Here is a 20,054-nt window from a genome sequence, read left to right on the forward strand (position 1 = left end):
CGCCGGTGTGCACCTGTTCTGCCTGCTCTGCGTGTGGGGCGGCGTGGTGGCGCTGAAGGCCCGGCTGCTGGATCCGGGGGCAAGACCGGGATCGTCTCGCGCGGGGGCTCGATCATGGCCGCCTGGTGCCTGGCCCACCACCGCGAGAGCTTCCTGTACGAGCACTTCGACGAGATGTGCGCCCTGCTGGCCCGCTACGACGTGACGTTCTCGCTGGGCGACGGGCTGCGCCCCGGCTCGATCGCGGACGCCAACGACGAGGCCCAGTTCGCCGAGCTGCGCACCCTGGGCGAACTGACCAAGATCGCGCACGCGCACGACGTGCAGGTCATGATCGAGGGCCCCGGCCACGTGCCCATGCACAAGATCAAGGAGAACGTCGACCTGCAGCGCGAGCTCTGCGACGACGTGCCCTTCTACACCCTCGGCCCGCTCGTCACCGACATCGCCCCCGGCTACGACCACATCACCTCGGGCATCGGCGCCGCCATGATCGCCTGGTACGGCACCGCCATGCTCTGCTACGTCACCCCCAAGGAGCACCTCGGCCTGCCCAACCGCGACGACGTCAAGACCGGCGTGATCACCTACAAGATCGCGGCGCACGCGGCGGACCTGGCCAAAGGACACCCGCAGGCCCAGGCGTGGGACGACGCCCTGTCGGACGCCCGGTTCGAGTTCCGCTGGGAGGACCAGTTCGACCTGTCGCTCGACCCGGACACCGCCCGCGCCTTCCACGACGAGACCCTGCCGGCCGCGCCCGCCAAGACCGCGCACTTCTGCTCGATGTGCGGCCCGAAGTTCTGCTCGATGAAGCTCAGCCACGAGGTGCGGGCGGGCATGGCCGACAAGGCGGCCGAGTTCCTCGGGAAGGGCGGCTCGATCTACCTCTGACCTGCGCGGTCAGCCGGGGAGCGTCTCGCCGCCGATCGGGGCCAGCACCTCGCCCGTGTAGTACGAGGACAGCCGGTCGGCGGCGAAGAACACGTACGAAGGGGCGATCTCGTCGGGGTCGGCGGCCCGCTTCATCGGCACCTGCGCGCCGAACTTCGCCACCTTCTCCTCCGGCATCGTGGCCGGGATCAGCGGCGTCCAGACCGGGCCGGGGGCGACGGCGTTGATCCTGATGCCGCGCTCGACCAGGTTCTGGGCCATCGAGTAGGTGAAGGCGTTGATCGCGCCCTTCGTCGCGGCGTAGTCGATGAGGGTCTTGTTGCCGCGCAGGCCGTTGATCGAGGAGGTGTTCACGATCGCGCTGCCCTCCCGCAGGTGCGGCAGCGCGGCCTTGGTGACGCGGTAGTAGCTGTGGATGTTGACCGCGAACGTGTGCTCCCACTGCTCGTCCGTCAGCTCCTCCAGGGAGTCGACCGGCGCCTGGTAGGCCACGTTGTTGACCAGGACGTCCAGGCCGCCCAGCTCGGAGACCGCCTGCTCCACGACCGTCGCGCAGTGGTCGCGGTCGCCCAGGTCGCCGGGCAGCAGCACGCACCGCCGTCCCTCCTGCTCGACCAGGCCGCGGGTGTGGTTGGCGTCGTCGTGCTCGTCGAGGTAGGCGATGGCGACGTCCGCGCCCTCCTTGGCGAACGCCACCGCCACCGCCCGGCCGATGCCCGAGTCGCCACCGGTGATCAGCGCCTTCTTGCCCGCCAGCAGGTCCCTGCCCTCGTAGCCGCGCATCTCGTCACGCGGCTCGGGGGACATCTCGTCCGTACGGCCCGGGTACCGCTGGCTCTGGGGTGGTGGTGTCTCCGACATGTCCGGCGATCTTCCCCTGACGGGGTATCGGTAACGTCATGCTTCGCCCAGATCCGTGGTCTCCTCGTCCGGCCTCCAGGTGACGGCCGTCGGGGAGGAAACCGGTCGCAGGTGATCAGGTGAGCTTGAGGAGGCCGGCGTCCACCACGCGGCGGCCGAAGGGGCGGGCCAGGGTGGCGAGGCGTTCGCAGTCGGGTTCGCCCAGGGCGCCGTAGGCGGGCATGGCCAGGGTGTCGGTGCGGGTTTCGAGGTGGTGGCGCAAGGACTTGCCTTCGGGGGTCAGGTCGTTGTCGGCGGTCAGGAGGCCGCGGGTGCGGAGGGTGGTCTCGGCGTGGGCCCACTGGTCGGGGGGCCAGGCGCGGCTCAGGGTGAGGAACGGCTTGGCGACCTCGCCGCTGGCCGCGTGCAGGACGAGGGCTTCGAGGCCGGTGATGCCCTCGGCCAGCAACGTCGCCACGTGGCCGTCGCCGCGGAACTCGCGCAGGAGGGTCTGGGCGTGCCAGAGCTGGAGGACGGGGTCGTCGGGCCAGGGGAGGGCGGCGTGGGCGGCGAACAGGGGGCGGCCCTGGGGGTGGTCGCAGGCGGCCTCGGCGGCGCGCCTGGCCAGGGTGAGTACGGGGACGAGGTCGGGCAGTTCGTGGACGGCGGCCCGGCGGAGCGCTTCGGCGGCGGCTTCGAGGCGGGCTTGCAGGACCTGGGCGGGGGTGACCTTGTCCCAGGGGAGGGAGCGGCGTACGAGGTCGGGGTTGAAGTTGTAGAACGTGGCGATGACGAGGTCGGCGGGGGCGGGGCCCAAGGGGGCGGAGCGTGAGGTGAAATATCCGGACATGCCGGTGAGGCCGAGGGCGGCGTAGCGGGTGGTGGCCTCGGGGACGAAGTAGATCATCCCGTGGACGGGTTCCAGGCGGCGCCAGGCTTGGCGGGCGGTCCGGGTGAGCTGCTGGTCCATGGTCAGGTCGGGCCTTTCGCGAAGGGCGACGGCGAGGGGGAGCCCCTTGTGGGGACGCTTGCGGGGGAGGGGGCGGCTCGTGGTCCGTCGGTTTGAGGGGGTCCGCCCGTGGTCGGTCGGCTTGGCGGGAGGCGGGAGGCGGGAGGCGGGAGGCGGGAGGCGGGAGGCGGCTCGTGGTCAGTCGGTTGGTGGGGATTGGAGGGTGGTGATGAAGGTGGACATTCCGGCTAGCCATCTGTCCGGGGCTTCGGCCTTGCGGCGGTAGAAGTCGGCCACCTCGGGGTGGGGCAGGATGTGGAACCGTTCGGCGGCCAGGCCGTCGATCACGGCGGTCGCCACGTCGGCGGGGTCGAGGATCGCGCCCGACGCCCCCACCGCGCGCGCCGTCAGGTGGTCCTCCTCGACGCCGCGTTCCAGCATCCCGGTACGCACGCCCTGCGGGCACAGCACGCTGACCTTGATGCCCTGCGCGGCGTAGTGGATGGCCACCCACTCGGCGAAGGCGATGGCCGCGGCCTTCGTGACGGCGTACGGCGCGTCGCCGGGGCAGCTCACCAGCCCGGCCGCCGAGCAGGTGTTCAGCAGGTAGCCGCCGCCGCGGGCGACCATGCCGGGGATGACGGCGCGGGCGGCGTGCACGTGGGCCAGGACGTTGACCGCGTACAGGGAGGTCCATTCCTGGAGGGGGGCGTCGAGGCCGGAGCCGCCGATGATGCCGGCGTTGGAGCAGAACACGTCCACCGGGCCGAAGGGGGTGGGCTCGGCCAGCGCGGCCACGTCGGACTCGACGGAGACGTCCGCGCGGACGGCCACCACCCGGTCGCCGATCTCGTCGGCCACGGCCCTCGCGCCGGACTCGTCCAGGTCGGCCAGCACGATCCCGGCGGCTCCCTCGGCGGCGAAGCGCAGGGCCATCGCCCGTCCGATGCCGCCGGCCGCGCCCGTCACGACGATCACCTTGTCCCGCACCCTCATGAAAACCTCCTGACCGACCAGCCGGTATCAGAACATGATTCTAATGACGACGGGCTGGATGGGAAGGGATGAGAGGTTCCTCATCCTGGCCTCAGGATGGTCTCCTCCGCGCGGCAGACGCTCTACCTCATGAAACGCGTGATGCTCATTCTCGTGGCGCTGACGGCGGCGGGGTTCCTCTCGGCCGGCTGGGTACGGGCGGCCGGCGACGGGCCCGATCTGGGGGAGTCCGTCACGGTCTCGACCTCTCCGGGGACGTCGGCCGGCGACGTACGGCCGTTCACGTCGCCGGGAACCGAGGCGGAACCCGTCAAGCCGCCCGCGCCGAAGCCCGGAGGCGGCGATGATGATGGCGACGACGACCACCATCGCGCCTGGACCGGCGGAGACGACGACGATGACGACCGCGAAGACGATGACGGCGATGACGATGACGATGACGACGAAGACGATGGCGACGACTGAGCGGGGAGCCGGATGCGGGTGAGTGCCCGCGCCCGGATCGTGGGCTGGATGCTCGCCGTCGTCGGCCTGGCCCTGGCGGTCTCGATCTTCGCGACCTGGACCGTCCTGCTCGCCCGCCTGGACGACCGGATGAACCTGGAGTTCACCAACGAGGCCGAGAAACTGCGCAGGTATGCCGCCACCGCCCACGACCCCCGTACCGGCCGGCCGGTCTCCGACGTGCGGGAACTGCTCACCGGCTACCTGGCGATCAACGCGCCCGACCGCTGGGAGACCTTCTTCACCATGGTGGGCGGCAGGGCCGACCGGATCACCGCCGTCACGCCCCCGGCCCGGCTCGACACCGACGAGAAGCTGGTCAAAGTGCTGGCCGCGGCCACCAGGCCCGCCTACGGCGACACCGAGAGCGTCGAGGGCACGGTCAGGTACGCCGTCATCCCGGTCAGGGTGGCGGCCGACCCCCGTCCCGGCCATTTCGTCGCCGCCGTCTTCTACGACCGCCATCGGGGCGAGATCGTGGACGCGGTCGGCGTGCTCGGGCTGTCGGCGCTGGCCGCGCTGGCTCTGGCGGGGGCGGCGGGCTGGTTCGTGGCGGGGCGGGTGCTGGCGCCGGTGCGGCTGGTGAGCCAGACGGCCGAGCAGATCAGCGACTCGGCCGATCTCACCCGCAGGCTCAAGGTGACCGGCGACGACGACGTGGCCGCGCTGGCCGCCACGTTCAACCACATGCTCGACCGTTTGGAACGTTCCTTCGCCGTCCAGCGCACGTTCGTGGACGACGCGGGGCACGAGCTGCGCACCCCCATCACGGTCATCCGCGGGCACCTGGAGCTGATGGGGGACGACCCGGCCGAACGGGCGGAGACCCTCGCCCTGGTCACCGACGAGCTGGACCGGATGAACCGGATCGTGGACGACCTGCTCACCCTGGCCAAGGCCGAGCAGCCCGGCTTCCTCGCGGTCGAGGAGGTCGAGCTGGCCGACCTGACGGTGAGCGTGGTGGCCAAGGCCCGGCCGCTGGGCGACCGGCGGTGGCGGGTCGACCAGGTGGCCGAGGCGCGGATCCCGGCCGACCGGCAACGGCTCACGCAGGCGCTCATGCAGCTGGTGGTGAACGCCGTCCGCCACACCATGGACGACGATCTCATCGCGGTCGGATCGGCCGTGCGGGACGGGCGGGCCGAGCTGTGGGTGCGCGACAGCGGGCCGGGCGTCGCGCCCGCCGACCGGGAGCGCATCTTCCGCCGGTTCGTCAGGGGCGCGGGACGTACGGGCGGGCACGACGGGGCAGGACTGGGGCTGGCGATCGTCAGGTCGATCGCCGAGGCGCACGGAGGCGGTGTGAGAGTGGCGGACGTCCCGGCGGGGGGCGCTTGTTTCGTGATGACGTTGCCGCTGGCCAGGGCATGAACCGGATCCTGATCGCCGAGGACGAGAGCAGGATCGCGGCCTTCCTGGAGAAGGGCCTGCGCGGCAACGGCTTCGTCACGGCCGTGGTCACGGACGGCGTCGCGGCCTACGACCTGGCCGGTTCGGGCGGGTTCGACCTGTTACTGCTCGACATCGGGCTGCCGCTCAGCGACGGGTTCACCGTGCTGCGGCGGCTGCGGGAGGCGAAGGTGGCCATCCCGGTGATCATCCTGACCGCCCGGGGCGGCGTGACCGACACGGTCGCCGGGCTCGAAGGGGGAGCCGACGACTACATCGCCAAGCCCTTCGCCTTCGAGGAGCTGCTGGCCCGGGTCAGGCTGCGGCTGCGGGCCGACCGCGCGCCCGAGCCGACCGTGCTGCGCGTCGGCGACCTGGCGCTCGACCTGCGGACCCGCCGGGCGCACGTCGGCGACCGCGTGGTGGACCTGTCCACCAGGGAGTTCGCGCTGGCGGAGATCTTCTGCCGGCATCCCGACCAGGTGCTGACCCGCGAGCAGCTGCTCAGCCACGTCTGGGGCTTCGACTTCGACCCGGGCTCGAACGTCGTGGACGTCTACGTCCGCTACCTGCGCAGGAAGATCGGGCCCGACCGCATCGAGACCGTGCGCGGCACCGGCTACCGGATGAGAGCCGCCTAATGGGCGCCTCACGGCTCCCTCACCGGCGAGCCGCAGGCTGGTGGACATGAGAACGAGGGGCAAGACACCGTGACGGCCGGACTGGCGATGGACCTGGCGGCGATCACCGTCCTCGCCTACGGCCTGTACTACCGGCGACATCACCGGCGCGACCTGCTGTTCGCCTACGTGGCGCTGAACGTGGGCATCTTCGCGGTGGTCTCCCTGCTGCTGGTCCAGCGGGTGGACCTGGCGGTCGGGTTCGGGCTGTTCGGGGTGTTGTCGATCATCCGGCTGCGGTCCAGCGAGATCACCCAGCAGGAGATCGCCTACTACTTCGTGGCGATCGTCCTCGGGCTGGTGAACGGCATCGCCTCCCAGCTCCCGCTGACCGCGCTGCTCCTGGACGGCGTGCTGCTGGCCGTCGTGCACGTCGCCGACCACCCTCGCCTGCTGGGCCGCACCAGGCAGCAGGTCGTGACGCTGGACGTCGTGCACGCCGACCCCGAGCTGCTCAGGGCCGACCTGGAGAGCCGGTTGCGGGGCCGCGTCCTGCACTGCGTCGTCACCCAGGTGGACTACGTGCGCGACGTGACCGTGGTGGACGTGCGCTTCCAGATCGCCGAGGTGGCCCGATGAGGGACGCGGGCGCGCTGATGGCGGGCGTCGCGGCCGGGTTGCCGCCGGTCGGGCTGGACGACGTGCCGGAGCTGATGAGCCGGGTGGACCGCAAGTACGTGGTCAGCGTCCCGGCCATGGCCGAGCTGGTGGCCGAGCTGGGCGACCGGCTCTCGGTGCTGCGGATCGGGGCGTTGCGCCAGTTCCGCTACACCTCGACCTACTTCGACACGCCCGATCTGCTGACCTTCCGCCAGCACCGGCAGGACCGGCGGCGCCGTTTCAAGCTGCGCACCCGCACGTACCTGGACGGGGGCGGGCGATGGCTGGAGCTGAAGCTGAACGGCACCCGCGGCAACACCGACAAACACCGCATCCCGTACGACGCCGCGGCGGCCGGCGAGCTGACCAGCGAGGCCATGGAGTTCGTCGGCGACACGCTGAGCAGCGAGCTGAGCGTCGTCGTGCCCGACGCGCTCGGGCCCGTGCTGTCCACCGACTACCGGCGGGTCACGCTCGTCGACCGAACCGGGCAGGCCCGGCTGACCTGCGACACCGGCCTGCTCTGCCACGACGGCGGCCGACGGGTGCCCGCCCGCCGCGACCGGGTGCTGCTGGAGTCGAAGTCGGCCGACGGGCGGGCGCTGGTGGACCGGGTGCTGCGCGGGCTGGGGGTGCGGCCGGTCAGCGTCAGCAAGTACTGCCTGGCGGTGGCCGCGCTCCGGGGCGTCCCGGCCAACCGCTGGCAGCCCGTCATGCGGGCATATCTCGCGCTATAGCGGCAGGCCGCCGGTCGCCGCGCTCGTCGAACCGGTCGCCTGGTAGGCCGCGATCGTGCGCTCGGCGATGCGCATCTGGTGGATCTCGTCGGCGCCGTCGGCGAAGCGGGCCCAGCGGGCGTGCTGGAACATGCTCGCCAGCGGCGTGTCGGTGGAGTAGCCGAGCGCGCCGTGCACCTGGATCGCCCGGTCGACGATGCGGTTGAGGCTGTTCGCCACGAAATGCTTGGCCATCGACACCTCCGTACGGAAGTCCTCGCCCCGGTCGATCTTCGAGGCGGCGTGCAGGACCATGAGCTTGCACTGGTAGAGCTCCATGGCCGAGTCGGCGATCAGCCACTGCACGCCCTGCTTCTCGGCCAGCAGCGAGCCGTGGCTGTAGCGGTTGAGCGCCCGGTCCACCATCATGTCCAGCGCCGTCTCGGCCTGCGAGATCCACCGCATGCAGTGGGCGAGCCGCGCCGGGCCCAGCCGGTACTGGCCCAGCCGGTGGCCGTTGCCCCGGCCGCCGAGGATCGCGCTGTCGGGCACCCGCAGGTCCTCGATCACGATCTCGCTGTGGCCGGTCGAGCCGTGCATCGTCTCGACCTCGCGCACGTCCTTCCAGCCCGGGTTCGGCAGGTCCACCAGGAAGGCCGTGTTCGCGCCGCGCGAGCCCTCGGGCACGTCCTGCTCGGTGCGCGCGATGAGGATGGCGAAGCTCGCCCGGCGGGCGTTGGAGATGAACCACTTGTGGCCGTTGATCACCCACTCGTCGCCGTCCTTGACCGCCTCGGTGCGGATCAGGGTGGGGTCGGACCCGGCGACCTCGGGCTCGGTCATCGCGAAGCACGACATCTGGACGCCGTCCAGCAGCGGCCGCAGGTACTTCTCCTTCTGCTCGTCGTCCGCCCAGTGGAGGAGCGTGTGCATGTTGCCCTCGTCGGGGGCCTGGCAGTTGAGCACCCACGGGCCGATGCGGGTCTTGGCCGCCTCCGACTGCACCATGGCCAGCTCGACGTGGCCGAGGCCCATGCCGCCCCACTCCTTCGGCATGTGCGGCAGCCACAGGCCCTCGGCCTTGGCCCGGCGGCGGAGCTCGAAGATCGTGCGGAGGTAGGCGTCCCGGTCGCCCTCCTCCACGCCGGACATCGCGGGGATCACGGTCTCCTGGACGAAGGACCTGACCCGCTTGCGGATCTCCTCGTGCTCGGGGGCGAGAGTGAAATCGATGGCCATGACTCTCCTTCGGCAATTTCACCGATAGTACTATCGGTGAAATCAGACACAAGTCCCGTGAGGCGATCGTGACCAGCACACCGCTCAGCAGGAGCGAGGCGAAGGACCTGACCCGGCGCAGGCTGATCGAGGCCGCCCTGACCATCCTCGACGAGGAGGGCGAGACCGGCCTGACGACCGGCAAGGTCGCCAAGGCCGCCGGCATCGCGCAGTCCAGCTTCTACGTGCACTTCAAGGACATGCAGGAGCTGCTGCTGGTGCTCGCGGAGGAGGGCGGCGACCGGCTGCGCGGCGCGATGCGGGAGGCCCGGCGCAGGGCCCGCGAGGCGCCCGGCGACCTCGAACGCCACCGCGACACCTTCCGCATCCCGCTGGAGGCGATCTGCCGCCACCCCGAGCTGCTGCGCATCCAGCTGCGCGCGCGGCACGACCCGTCCTCCTCGCTGCGCGACTTCGCCGCCCGTACGGCCGCGGCCTACCGCGAGCACCACGCGGCCGACCTGGCCGCGCTCGGCTACACGGCCGGCGACGAACGGGACCGGCGCCGCCTGGAGATGATCGCCGAGGGCGTCAACGCGGCCACGAACGCCCTGGCCATGGGCCACCTGGAAGGCCGATACCCCGACCTGGACGAGTGCGCCGACATCCTGGTCGCGCTGTCCAGGGGCGCGCTGCGGCTGCTCAGGCACGAGTCAGGCGGGACGGCGGAGCGGGGTGAAGGCCCAGGTCATCCGGGGCTCGACGGCCCAGCGGAACAGCCCGCGCACCCAGGGCGTGCACAGCAGGGTGGCGGTCAGGACGCCCAGCAGGAGTGACAGCGGCAGCCCCAGGCCGAGCCGCTCGGCGCCCTTCACCACGAACCCGTGCAGCAGGTACGCGTACATGGTGGCCGAGCCCAGCCCGCTGAACCAGGTGCGCCGGGCCGGGGTGACCGCCAGGAACGCGGCCACCAGCACCGCCCCCGCCGCCAGCAGCCCCAGCCTGATCGCGGTGCCGGTGAGGTCGTCCACGCCGATGGCCGCGTTGGAGTGCCGCCACCTGATCCACTCGGTCGGCACCCGCTCGTGCACCAGCAGCGCGACCGCGAGCCCCAGCCCCAGCACGCAGAACCCGGCCAGCCGCATGGAGGGCCGCCGCAGCAGGGCGAAGTGCTCGGGCCGCACCATCAGGCCGAGCACGTAGAAGGGCAGCAGCGCGAACGTGCGGTTCATGGCCAGCTCGCCGGGCAACCGGTCGAGCCCGGTCAGCAGCGACAGCGCGACCGCGACCGCGAGCGGCCACTTGAGCTGCTGCCACACCGGCGTGGACAACCGCCACAGGAACAGCGAGAGCAGGAACCAGGTGAGGTAGTACGGGTCGAGCAGGCTCAGCTCGAACTCGCCGTACAGGATCGGGCGGGGGAGCGAGTAGGCCAGCTCGAAGATCAGGTAGGGGACGGCGAGGGTGGAGAGGAGTTTGCGCGCCTTGCCCCCCGAAAACGTGAAATTTCGGGACAAATAGCCGCTAAGCACGATGAACAGCGGCATGTGGAAGACGTACACGTAGAAGTACAGGGCGTGGGCGAGCGGCGCGTCGCGCTGGTCCTCGATCAGGTGACCGCACACGACCAGCACGATGGCCAGGTACTTCGCGTTGTCGAAGAAGGGGTCCCTGGCGGTGGCGGGCCGGGCGATGACGGGTGCGTTCACAGACTCCGCACCCTAGCCGCGGCCCGCCGAACCGCCGGGAAACCGGGAATGAGGGCTTACCGAAGACCGGGTGTCACGCGCGCTCCCCGATCGCCGTCTCCCCGATCGTCGCCTCCACGGCGGCGGCCAGCGCCGAGACCGCCGGCCCGTCGAGCCGCCCGTCGGCCACGACCGTCACGACCCGCCTGGTCAGCGTGTCCTCGACGACGAGCGGACGGTCCCACGCGAGCGCCTGCCCGACCCCGGGATACTCCGCCACCCGCACGAACCAGGGGTCGCCGCCGGCCTGCACGAACACCAGCGTCCAGTCCCGCCCGTCCGGGCCGGTCCCGGCCATGGCCACCCAGCGGCCCCGGCTGCCGTGCACGGCCTCCTCGTCGCCGGGGTAGGTCACCCGGCCGGTCGAGGCGCCGGGCGCGCGCCAGAAGAACCCGCCGTAGCCCGCGCCGGGCCGGCCCTTGGTGGCCGAGCTGTTGACCTCCAGCGGCGAGCCGGTGAGGTTGGTCAGCGTGAACGCGAGATCGAGCGCCCACGCGTCGCCGACCGGCCGGGCGGTGACCGTGCGCCGCTCGCGGGCGATCAGCCGGTCGGCGGGGCCGATCCACTCCAGCTCCTCGCTGAAGCCGTCGTCGGCCAGCCGGGTGAACGCGACGTGCCGTTGCCTGCCGTGGTCGTCCAGCCAGGCCGGTCCCCGGCCCCTGACGTAGGTGCGGCCGCCCCAGAAGTTCGCGCCGCCCAGGTCGGCGATCGCCACGCCGGCGCCGAGGTGGTGCACGTGGTCGTCGGGCCGCACCTCGGTGACGGTGACGCCGCCCAGGGTGCGCACCGGATGCAGGTACGGCCGCGGCGAGTCGGTGACGGGCAGGTCGGGCCGCCACTCGTAGGCCGCGACCGGCGCGCCCGCCACCCGCAGCTCCACCTTCGTCCACGGCGCGCCGAGCTCGGAGTAGAGCGCCAGCTCCGCGGCGCTGCGCGCGATCAGCTCGGCGATGCCGGGCAGGTACCGGTGGGTGACCTCGCCGCCGCCGTCGCGCTCCACGACCTGGTGCCGTTCGGCGATGGGCAGCGGCTCGGGGGCGAGTCGCACCGCGTCCAGGACCTGGGTGAACGTCTCGGTGCGGGAGAGCGGGACGAGCAGCTCGGCCCCCGTGCGGATGTGCGCGACGAGGTTCTCCAGCAGCCCGTCGCGCTCGTGCACGGTGGTCTCCACCGAGCCGTCGGCCCGCTCGACCCGCAGCTCGTCCAGCGTGTACGTGAGCCTCGCCCGCCCCGCCTCCCCGTGCACCACCAGGTACGGCTCGCTGCGGCCGGTCGCGCACAGCGACACCGCGATCGTGATCACCGGCCCGCCCGCGATCCGGACGCGCAGGCAGGAGGTGTCGTCGGCCTCGATCGGATGGGCGTGGTACAGCTCGGTCTCGACCGCCTCGACCGGGCCGTCCACCAGGGCCAGCGCGGTCGCGACGGCGTGCGCGAAGGGGTTGGTGAGCGCGCCGTCCACCACGTCCGCGCCGTGCAGCCTGCGCCGTCCGGCCCAGGACGAGCGGGTGAAGTACGACGCGGGCCGCTCCCACGCGCCCGCGCCGCCGATGCCGCGGACGCGGCCGAGCGCGCCGCTCGCCATCAGGTCCCGCAGCGCCGGGACCGCCCGCGAGCCGAGGCTCTGGAAGCCGACCTGGCAGGCCAGCCCGGTCTCGGCCACCGCCGCGGCGATCCGCGCGTGCGCCTCGGGGCTGGCCGCGGGCGGCTTCTCCAGCAGCACGTGCGACCCGGCGCGCAACGCCGTGACCGCGAGGTCGGCGTGCGTGTGGATCGGCGTGCAGACGATCGTGATCTCCGCGCCGGTGGCGGCGACGAGCTCGCCCAGGTCCGCCGACTGCGGCAGGGGGTCGCCGTCGAGCTGCACCTGCCGCACGTCGCAGATTCCGGCCGGCTCGACCAGCCCGGTGGCCGCGAGCCTGCGCAGGTTGTCCAGGTGATGCCGCCCGTGCCCGGTCGCCCCCGCCAGGACGACCTTCACGGGGTCCGTGCTCACGCCCATCGCAACCCCAGTCCCGCGTGGCCGCCGACGCGCAGCACGCCGTCCTCGATCCGCACCGGGTACGGCTCGGCCAGCAGCCCCAGGCGGGCGAACGAGGCGTCCTCGACGTCCTCGGCCAGCGGCGGCAGCGGCAGCGCCAGGGCGAGCTGCCCGGACACCTCGCCCAGCAGGTGCGGATGGACCGGCACGTCGAACGCCCTGGCCAGCTCCGCGATCCGCAGGAACGGCGTGACGCCGCCGACGCGCACCACGTTCGGCTGGACGACGTCGCAGGCCCCCGCGGTGAGCAGGTCGCGGAAGCCGTAGACGGTGTAGACGTTCTCGCCCACCGCGACCGGCACGTCGGTCGAGCGGCGCAGCTCGACGTGCGCGGCCACGTCGTCGGCCGGCAGCGGCTCCTCGATCCAGTGGAGGTCGAACTCGCGCAGCGCGGACAGGGCGCGCCGGGCCCGGTGCAGGTCCCACCGCTGGTTCGCGTCGATCATCAGCAGCCGGTCGGGCCCGATCACCTCGCGTACGGCCGCCACCCGGGCCACGTCGTCGGCCAGGTCGGGACGGCCGACCTTGATCTTGACGCCGCGGTACCCGGCGGCCACCCAGCGCCGTGCCTGATCGGTCAGCTCCTCCAGGGAGTAGTGCAGGTTGACGCCGCTGCCGTAGGCCGGGACCTGCTCCCGGCGCCGGCCCAGCACGTCGGCCAGGCCGCTCGCGCCGCAGCGCAGGTCCCACAGCGCCAGGTCGATCCCGGCCAGCGCGACCGTGGTGATCCCGCCGGGACCGGCCTCGCGCAGGTGCCGCCACAACCGGTCCCAGACCAGCTCGGGATGGGCGGGCAGGCCGATCAGCGCCTCGCGCAGGTCGTGCTCCAGCAGGGCGTGCACGGCGTGCGCGCCGATCTGCGGAGTCCAGGAGAACCCGGTGCCGGTGCGGCCGTCCGCCAGCGTCACGTGGCAGACGATCACGTGGTTGGCGGGCACGTCCGGGCCCCACGGGCGGGGCAGGGGGACCGTCCGCAGCTCGGTGCGCAGGCCGGTGATCACGAGGCCGCCAGGGCGAGCCCGGACCTGATCAGCGCGTCGAGCTCGGCCAGGTGCTCCTCGGCCACGTCCACCAGCGGCGGGCGCACCGGGCCGACGTCGAGGCCGCGCAGCCGTACGCCGGCCTTGACCAGGGCCACCGGGTAGCCGGGGGCCTTGTCGCGCAGGCGGACCAGCGGCGCGTAGAACTCGGTCAGCAGCCGCTCGTCGCCGTTCAGGTACGCCACGGCGATCTCGGGGGCGAAGGCGAAGACCGCGCTGGAGTACAGGTCGACGCCGATGCCGCGGTAGGCGGGCATGGTCAGTTCGGCGGTCGGCAGGCCGTTGAAGAACAGGAAGTCCGGGTGCTTCTCGCGGACCGCGAGGACGGTCCGCTGCATCCGGTCGATGTCGCCGAGCCCGTCCTTGAGCCCGATCACGCCGGGCACGCCGGCCAGCTCGACCACGGCGTCCGGGTCGAGGACGACCGGGCCGCGCTGGTAGACGATCACCGGCAGCTCGGCGGCGACGGCGGCCACGTACGCGGCGAAGCCGCTCGCCGGCCCCTGCGTCAGGTACGGAGGCATGAGCAGCAGGCCGTCGGCGCCGGCCGCGCGGGCCGCCCGCGCCTGGTTCAACGCCGCGCCGATCGGGCCGCCCGCCCCGGCGAACACCGGCACCCGCCCGTCCACCACCTCGGCCGCCACCCGGACGGCCCGCGCGTGCTCCGCCTCCGACAGCGCGGAGAACTCGCCGGTGCCGCAGGCCACGAACACGCCGCCGGGGCGGTGCGCCATGCCGCGCCGGATGTGCTCGGCCAGCACCTGCTCGGCGAGCGCGCCGTCGGCGTCGAAGGGGGTGACGGGGAAGAACAGCACACCGCTGAGATTCATTCGGATTCCTTGAGTTCGGTTCGCCAGCTTCGCTTGGGCTCCCAGCCGAGCAGGCGGCGGGCCTTGTCCGTGGAGAAGGCGGGAGCGGTGCCGGTGAGGGCCGCCGCCAGCTCCTCGGTGCCCGGCACGGCCTGCGGGAGCAGGTCGGCCAGCGGCTCCCTGGCCAGGGCGTCGGCCGCGCCGGCGAAGAAGACCTCGCCGACCGGCAGCTCGGGCAGCGCCGCGACCAGCACGGCGAACAGCTCGCCCGCGTCGCGCGCGTCGAGGTAGTTGAACAGCGAGACACCGCCGATCTCCGGCTGGTCGAGCCGCTCCCTGACGGTGTGCCCCGACTGCGTGGGCGCGCCCGCCCACTCCTCGGGCGGGATGACGAAGCACGGCCGGACGGCCGCCATCCTCGTCCGGCCCGCCCGCGCGAACGTCCGCATGGTCTGCTCGGCCACCAGTTTGGACAGGTTGTAGGCGTTCCAGGGCAGCGCCGGGTGCTCCTCGTCGATCGGCAGGTACGACGGCCGCCAGCCGCCGGGCGCGCCGTACCCGATCACCGTGGGGCTGCTGGCCACCACCACGCCGGCCACGCCCAGGTCCACCGAGGCCGCGCAGACGTTGAACGCGAGCCGGGTGTTCACCTGGAAGATCACTGACTCCGGCCGGCTGAACGGCGTCGCGATGGCCGCCAGATGGATCACCGACTCCGGCCGGAAGCGGGCGACGACCTCGTACGCCTGGCCGGTGTCGGTGAGGTCGGCCGGTGACGTCGCGGCGGCCTCGACCGGCGTGCCGGGGGCCTGGTCCACGCCGATCACCTCGTGCCCGGCGGCGGCGAGCGTGGTGACGACGCTGCGGCCGAGGCGTCCGGCGCTGCCGGTGACGAGCACTCTGCTCACCGTGGGGGACTCCTTCAGGACTGCAAACAGTTGCACCAAACCTATGGGCCAGGCAGGGCGAGGCGTCAAGAGCCGATTTTCGACCATGCCATCTAGCTGGGCAAACATATGAGCGGTCCATGGCCGATCGATCGGCAAGCGCTTTCATCGTGACCATCATGCCTGCAAGCGGTTGCGTTAGGGTGGGTGGCTGTGACAGTGACGATTCGTGATGTGGCCCGCGCTTCCGGTGTGCACGTATCGACCGTGTCGCGGACGTTCTCCGCGCCGCACATGGTGAACGCCGCGACCCGGACCAGAGTGCTGACGGTGGCCGAGGAGCTGGGATACCGGCCCAACAGGGCGGCCAGGGCGCTCACGACCGGGCGTACCCACAACCTGGGCCTGATCGTGGCCGACATCGCCAACCCGTTCTTCCCGCCGCTGATCAAGGCCGCGCACGCCGCGGCCCGGCAGCGCGACTACCACCTGTTCGTGGCCGACACCGACGAGGAGCCGGCCGCCGAGGAGGAGCTGGTCCAGGCGTTCTCCAAGCAGGTGGACGGCGTGGTCCTGTGCAGCCCGCGCTCGTCGAACAAGGTGCTGGAGCGGCTGGCCGAGCGGGTGCCGCTCGTGGTGGTCAACCGGCGGCTGCGCGGCGCGGCCACGGTGCTGATGGACGTCGGGCACGGCGCGCGACTGGCGGTCGAGCACCTGGCCGGGCTCGGGCACCGCGGCGTGGCGCTGCTGTCCGGCCCGGCGGGTTCCTGGACGAGCGGCGAGATCCGGACGGCCGCCGAGCGGGTGCCGGGCGTCGAGCTGGTCGTCCTCGGGCCGAACTCGCCCACCGAGCAGGGCGGACTGGCCGCCGCGTCCGCGGTGCGCGAGGCCGGGGTGACCGGGGTGCTCGCCTACAACGACCTCATGGCGATCGGCCTGGTCGAGGGGCTGGGCGAGCTCGGGCTGAGCGTGCCGGAGGACGTCAGCGTGGTGGGCATCGACGACATCGTGCCGGGGCGGCTGAACCGGCCCAAGCTCACCACGGTCGCGATGCCCACCGCGGCGGCCGGGCGGCTGGCGGTCGACCTGCTGATCCAGGAGGTGAGCGCCACGACCTCGCTGGAGACCCGGCTGGTGGTGCGGGAGTCGACGGCGCCGCCCCGATGACCTGCAAACGGTTGTACTAAATCGCAGCAATATTCGTCCTACCTCTGCGCGGTAAGCGCTTGTCACCAGGGAAAATACGGTGTCGATATATCGATAACGGCGATGTAACGCCTGCAAAGGGTTGACGGAACTTTCCCGGCAGCTATAGGAAAGCGCTATCCATTCACATCTCGCCGGAAGGTCCGTGATGACGAATGAGTTCCGTCATGGCTGACTCGGTGGCGGTGAGACTCCCGGACGCCGCGACCCCGCCCGAGCGGGGAGACCGTCGCGCGTCCAGACGTTCCCGCCGCGAGGCGCGGGCCGCCTACCTGTTCCTGGCACCCTGGTTCGCCGGTCTGCTCGTCATCACGATCGGTCCCATCGTCGCCTCGCTCTACCTGTCGTTCACCGACTACAACCTCCTGGAGGAGGCCAAGTGGGTCGGGTTCGACAACTACGTCAAGATGTTCACCGAGGATGCCCGTTACCTGAACTCGCTGAAGGTGACGACGATCTACGTGGTCGTCTCCGTGCCGCTGCAACTGGCCTTCGCGCTCGCGCTGGCCCTGGTGCTCGACCGCGGGCTGCGCGGCCTGTCGCTCTACCGGTCGATCTTCTACCTGCCCTCGCTGCTGGGCGGCAGCGTGGCGATCGCGATCCTGTGGCGCAAGGTCTTCGGGGCCGAGGGCCTGGTCAACGCCGTGCTGGCGGTCTTCGGGATCCAGGGGCCCGGCTGGGTCAGCGACCCCGACACCGCCCTCGGCACGCTGATCATCCTGCACGTCTGGACGTTCGGCGCCCCGATGATCATCTTCCTGGCCGGGCTGCGGCAGATCCCCGCCAGCTACTACGAGGCCGCCGCGGTGGACGGCGCCGGCGTCTTCCGCCAGTTCCGGTCGATCACGCTGCCGCTGCTGACGCCGATCATCTTCTTCAACCTGGTGCTGGAGATCATCAAGTCGTTCCAGTCGTTCACGCAGTCGTTCATCGTGAGCGGCGGCTCGGGCGGGCCGGCCGACTCCACGATGTTCAACACGCTCTACCTCTACCTCAAGGGCTTCAAGAGCTTCGACATGGGCTACGCGGCCGCCATGGCGTGGGTCCTGCTGCTCATCATCGCCGGCCTCACCGGGGTGAACTTCCTCGCGTCCAAGTATTGGGTCTTCTATGGCGACACCAAGTAGGCCGCTGCCCGTCCTGTTCCGCCCGCTCAGGGGCGGCCGGGTGGTCAAGCACGTGCTGCTGATCGGGTTCGGCCTGGTCATGCTCTATCCACTGCTGTGGATGATCTCCAGCTCGCTCAAGCCCGAGGAGCTGATCTTCCGGCAGCCCGGCCTGTGGCCGAGCGAGGTCACGCTGGAGAACTACACCGAGGGCTGGACCGCGCTGAAGCACCCCTTCGGCTACTACCTGTGGAACTCCGCGGTGATCACCGTGCTGTCGGTGGTGGCGAACCTGGTGGCCTGCTCGCTGGCCGCCTACGCCTTCGCCCGGCTGAACTTCCCGCTCAAGAAGCTGTGGTTCACCCTCATGCTGGGCACGATCATGCTGCCGCACCACGTGCTGATCGTGCCGCAGTACGTCATGTTCTCCAAGCTCGGGCTGATCAACACGATCTGGCCGCTGGTCATGCCGAAGGTGCTGGCCACGGACGCGTTCTTCGTGTTCCTGATGGTGCAGTTCATCCGCTCGCTCCCCAGGGAGCTGGACGAGGCCGCCGAGATCGACGGCGCCGGCTACTGGCGCACCTTCATCAGGGTGATCATCCCGCTCTGCACCCCGGCGCTGGCCACGACGGCGATCTTCACCTTCATCTGGACGTGGAACGACTTCCTCAGCCAGCTCCTCTACCTCAACAACCCGGACAACTTCACCGCTCCGGTGGCGCTGCGCACCTTCCTCGACGCCAGCAGCGACTCGTCGTGGGGCCCGATGTTCGCCATGTCGATCGTCGCGCTCGGGCCCATCTTCGGCTTCTTCCTGGCCGGCCAGAAGTACCTGATCCGTGGTGTGGCCACCACGGGACTGAAGTAGTTCCCCCACCCCCCGACACAGACGAATCCCACAGGAGGTAGAGCCGTGAGCTCTGGCAAGAAGACGTGGTCGGCGGCCCTGCTCGCCACCGCCGTGCTGGCGGTCACCGCGGCCTGCGGCAGCGGCGGCGACGACGGCGGAAAGGTCAAGCTGCGCTTCTCCTACTGGGGCAGCGACGCGCGGCAGAAGATGACCGAGGAGGCCATCAAGAAGTTCGAGGCCAAGAACCCGGGCATCGACGTCGAGGGCGAGTTCTCCGACTTCGCCAACTACTACGAGACGCTGTCCACGAAGGTCGCCGCGAGCGACGCCCCGGACGTCATCACCCTGGAGATCCGCGGCCTTCGCGAGTACGCCGACCGCGGCACGCTGGCCGACCTGACCGGCAAGGTCCAGACCGCCGACATCGACCCCAAGCTGCTCGGCACCGGCGGCATCGACGGCAAGCAGTTCGCCGTGCCCACCGGCGCGAACGTCTTCTCGGTGGTGCTCAACCCGGCCCTGGTGGAGTCGGCCGGGCAGAAGGTGCCCGACGACACGAAGTGGACGTGGAAGGACTACGTCGACCTCAGCTCGAAGATCACCGCCAAGGGCGGCGGCACGGTCTACGGCACCCAGCTCAACTGGAACCCCGCCTTCCTGCAGATCTTCGCCGCCCAGCGCGGCGAGCCCTTCTACCAGGGCAACAAGATCGCCGTCACGCCGGAGACGATCGTGGCCTGGTGGCAGGTCATGCTGGACACGATCAAGGCCAAGGGCAGCCCCGACGCCGCCAAGACCGCCGAGGTCGGCGCGACCAGCGTGGACCAGTCGCTGCTGGCCACCAACACCGGCGCGTCCGGCATGTGGTGGAGCAACCAGCTCGGCGCGGTCGCCAAGGCGTCGGGCAAGGAGATGAGCCTGCTGCGCCTGCCCAAGGCGGAGGGCGCCACCACCGGCGGCATGTTCCTCCAGCCGGCGATGTTCTACACCGCCTCCGCCAAGAGCGAGCACGCCGCCGAGGCCGCCAAGTTCATCGACTTCATGATCAACGACGCCGAGGTCGGCGGGATCATCCTCAGCGACCGCGGCCTGCCCGCCAGCTCGAAGGTCCTGGCCGCGGTCAAGGACAAGCTGCCGCCCGCGGACCAGAAGACGCTGCAGTTCGTCGACTCCATCAAGGGCGAGCTGGCCGACCCGCCCGCCGCGCCGCCGAAGGGCGCCAGCGCCCTGGAGGACATGCTCAAGCGGTACACCGAGGAGGTCATCTTCGGCCGGATGGCCCCCGACGTCGCCGCCCAGAAGTTCCTGACCGAGGCCAACGCCGCCCTCGGCGGCTGAGAGGACGACCATGAGGTACGCGTTCGTCGGGCTCGGGCACCGCGCGCAGCTGTACGTCGACGCGCTGCTCGGCGAGTGGCGCGACACCGGCACGATCGTCGCCCTGTGCGACACCAACCGGACCCGCATGGACTACTACGCCGAGCGGATCGGCCACGAGGTGCCGTGCTTCGCCCCCGCCGAGTTCGGCAAGGTGCTCGAACTCGCCGACGCGGTCGTGGTCGCGACCGTGGACGCCGC

General features: G+C 71.3%; 18 protein-coding genes and 3 pseudogenes. 12 read left to right on the plus strand and 9 right to left on the minus strand.

Annotation, left to right across the window (positions count from 1 at the left end; all coding sequences use genetic code 11):
- Positions 1 to 84: 84 nt before the first annotated feature.
- Positions 85 to 894: pseudogene (locus ACWCSD_RS24650) on the plus strand (phosphomethylpyrimidine synthase ThiC); the annotation flags it as partial.
- A gap of 9 nt (positions 895 to 903) precedes the next feature.
- Here ACWCSD_RS24650 and ACWCSD_RS24655 read toward each other — a convergent pair.
- The 3 genes from ACWCSD_RS24655 to ACWCSD_RS24665 form a co-directional block, all read right to left on the minus strand.
- A complete protein-coding gene (locus tag ACWCSD_RS24655) occupies positions 904 to 1,755 on the minus strand; it encodes an SDR family oxidoreductase (protein WP_397162357.1) in 852 nt (283 codons plus the stop codon).
- 115 nt (positions 1,756 to 1,870) lie between these two features.
- Positions 1,871 to 2,704: an SCO6745 family protein gene (locus ACWCSD_RS24660; RefSeq protein WP_449918183.1), complete on the minus strand. Its 834-nt coding sequence runs from the start codon at positions 2,702 to 2,704 to the stop codon at positions 1,871 to 1,873.
- Positions 2,705 to 2,881: 177 nt separating this feature from the next.
- A complete protein-coding gene (locus ACWCSD_RS24665) occupies positions 2,882 to 3,679 on the minus strand; it encodes an SDR family oxidoreductase (protein ID WP_449918186.1) in 798 nt (265 codons plus the stop codon).
- A 129-nt stretch (positions 3,680 to 3,808) separates the two neighbouring features.
- On the opposite strand from ACWCSD_RS24665, the gene ACWCSD_RS24670 reads away from it, so the two are divergent.
- The 5 genes from ACWCSD_RS24670 (at position 3,809) to ACWCSD_RS24690 (ending at position 7,589) form a co-directional block, all read left to right on the plus strand.
- Positions 3,809 to 4,144, plus strand: coding sequence for a hypothetical protein (locus tag ACWCSD_RS24670; protein ID WP_449918188.1), 336 nt, complete (start codon positions 3,809 to 3,811; stop codon positions 4,142 to 4,144).
- A 12-nt stretch (positions 4,145 to 4,156) separates the two neighbouring features.
- Complete coding sequence (locus ACWCSD_RS24675; RefSeq protein ID WP_397215176.1) at positions 4,157 to 5,554, plus strand: sensor histidine kinase; 1,398 nt, start codon at positions 4,157 to 4,159, stop codon at positions 5,552 to 5,554.
- Complete coding sequence (locus tag ACWCSD_RS24680) at positions 5,551 to 6,213, plus strand: response regulator transcription factor (protein ID WP_387668312.1); 663 nt, start codon at positions 5,551 to 5,553, stop codon at positions 6,211 to 6,213. The genes ACWCSD_RS24675 and ACWCSD_RS24680 overlap by 4 nt, the downstream gene beginning before the upstream one ends.
- An 87-nt stretch (positions 6,214 to 6,300) precedes the next feature.
- Positions 6,301 to 6,831, plus strand: a complete 531-nt coding sequence (locus ACWCSD_RS24685) for a DUF4956 domain-containing protein (protein WP_357991601.1) — start codon at positions 6,301 to 6,303, stop codon at positions 6,829 to 6,831.
- Entirely contained in the window at positions 6,828 to 7,589 is a 762-nt protein-coding gene (locus ACWCSD_RS24690) for a polyphosphate polymerase domain-containing protein (RefSeq protein WP_449918191.1), read from the plus strand. Before ACWCSD_RS24685 ends, ACWCSD_RS24690 begins: the two co-directional genes overlap by 4 nt.
- Here ACWCSD_RS24690 and ACWCSD_RS24695 read toward each other — a convergent pair.
- Complete coding sequence (locus tag ACWCSD_RS24695) at positions 7,584 to 8,807, minus strand: acyl-CoA dehydrogenase family protein (RefSeq protein WP_397162364.1); 1,224 nt, start codon at positions 8,805 to 8,807, stop codon at positions 7,584 to 7,586. The two genes, ACWCSD_RS24690 and ACWCSD_RS24695, sit on opposite strands and share 6 nt — an antisense overlap.
- A gap of 68 nt (positions 8,808 to 8,875) precedes the next feature.
- On the opposite strand from ACWCSD_RS24695, the pseudogene ACWCSD_RS24700 reads away from it, so the two are divergent.
- A pseudogene (locus tag ACWCSD_RS24700) lies at positions 8,876 to 9,052 on the plus strand (TetR family transcriptional regulator); the annotation flags it as partial.
- 447 nt (positions 9,053 to 9,499) lie between these two features.
- On the opposite strand, the gene ACWCSD_RS24705 reads toward ACWCSD_RS24700, so the two are convergent.
- From ACWCSD_RS24705 to ACWCSD_RS24725, 5 genes are all read right to left on the minus strand, one after another.
- Positions 9,500 to 10,495 carry an acyltransferase family protein gene (locus ACWCSD_RS24705; RefSeq protein ID WP_397162365.1) on the minus strand — a complete coding sequence of 332 codons (996 nt, stop codon included), beginning with the start codon at positions 10,493 to 10,495 and terminating at the stop codon, positions 9,500 to 9,502.
- A gap of 73 nt (positions 10,496 to 10,568) precedes the next feature.
- Positions 10,569 to 12,536 carry a DUF6807 family protein gene (locus tag ACWCSD_RS24710; protein WP_449918194.1) on the minus strand — a complete coding sequence of 656 codons (1,968 nt, stop codon included), beginning with the start codon at positions 12,534 to 12,536 and terminating at the stop codon, positions 10,569 to 10,571.
- Positions 12,527 to 13,576, minus strand: coding sequence for a mandelate racemase/muconate lactonizing enzyme family protein (locus ACWCSD_RS24715; protein ID WP_397162367.1), 1,050 nt, complete (start codon positions 13,574 to 13,576; stop codon positions 12,527 to 12,529). Before ACWCSD_RS24715 ends, ACWCSD_RS24710 begins: the two co-directional genes overlap by 10 nt.
- Positions 13,573 to 14,445, minus strand: a complete 873-nt coding sequence (locus ACWCSD_RS24720; RefSeq protein WP_449918197.1) for a 5-dehydro-4-deoxyglucarate dehydratase — start codon at positions 14,443 to 14,445, stop codon at positions 13,573 to 13,575. The genes ACWCSD_RS24715 and ACWCSD_RS24720 overlap by 4 nt, the downstream gene beginning before the upstream one ends.
- Positions 14,442 to 15,332: an NAD-dependent epimerase/dehydratase family protein gene (locus ACWCSD_RS24725; protein WP_449918199.1), complete on the minus strand. Its 891-nt coding sequence runs from the start codon at positions 15,330 to 15,332 to the stop codon at positions 14,442 to 14,444. Before ACWCSD_RS24725 ends, ACWCSD_RS24720 begins: the two co-directional genes overlap by 4 nt.
- A 192-nt stretch (positions 15,333 to 15,524) precedes the next feature.
- Between ACWCSD_RS24725 and ACWCSD_RS24730 the strand changes: the two genes are divergently transcribed.
- The 5 genes and pseudogenes from ACWCSD_RS24730 to ACWCSD_RS24750 form a co-directional block, all read left to right on the plus strand.
- Positions 15,525 to 16,478 carry a LacI family DNA-binding transcriptional regulator gene (locus ACWCSD_RS24730; protein ID WP_449918202.1) on the plus strand — a complete coding sequence of 318 codons (954 nt, stop codon included), beginning with the start codon at positions 15,525 to 15,527 and terminating at the stop codon, positions 16,476 to 16,478.
- Between the two features lie 206 nt (positions 16,479 to 16,684).
- Positions 16,685 to 17,644 (plus strand): carbohydrate ABC transporter permease, encoded by a 960-nt coding sequence (locus ACWCSD_RS24735; RefSeq protein ID WP_358283207.1) that lies wholly within the window; start codon positions 16,685 to 16,687, stop codon positions 17,642 to 17,644.
- Positions 17,628 to 18,494 (plus strand): carbohydrate ABC transporter permease, encoded by an 867-nt coding sequence (locus tag ACWCSD_RS24740; protein WP_352319678.1) that lies wholly within the window; start codon positions 17,628 to 17,630, stop codon positions 18,492 to 18,494. The genes ACWCSD_RS24735 and ACWCSD_RS24740 overlap by 17 nt, the downstream gene beginning before the upstream one ends.
- A 45-nt stretch (positions 18,495 to 18,539) precedes the next feature.
- Positions 18,540 to 19,814, plus strand: coding sequence for an ABC transporter substrate-binding protein (locus ACWCSD_RS24745; RefSeq protein WP_449918206.1), 1,275 nt, complete (start codon positions 18,540 to 18,542; stop codon positions 19,812 to 19,814).
- A gap of 10 nt (positions 19,815 to 19,824) precedes the next feature.
- Positions 19,825 to 20,054 (plus strand): annotated as a pseudogene (locus ACWCSD_RS24750) (gfo/Idh/MocA family oxidoreductase); the annotation flags it as partial.

It is taken from the genome of Nonomuraea sp. NPDC001684 (assembly GCF_053596515.1).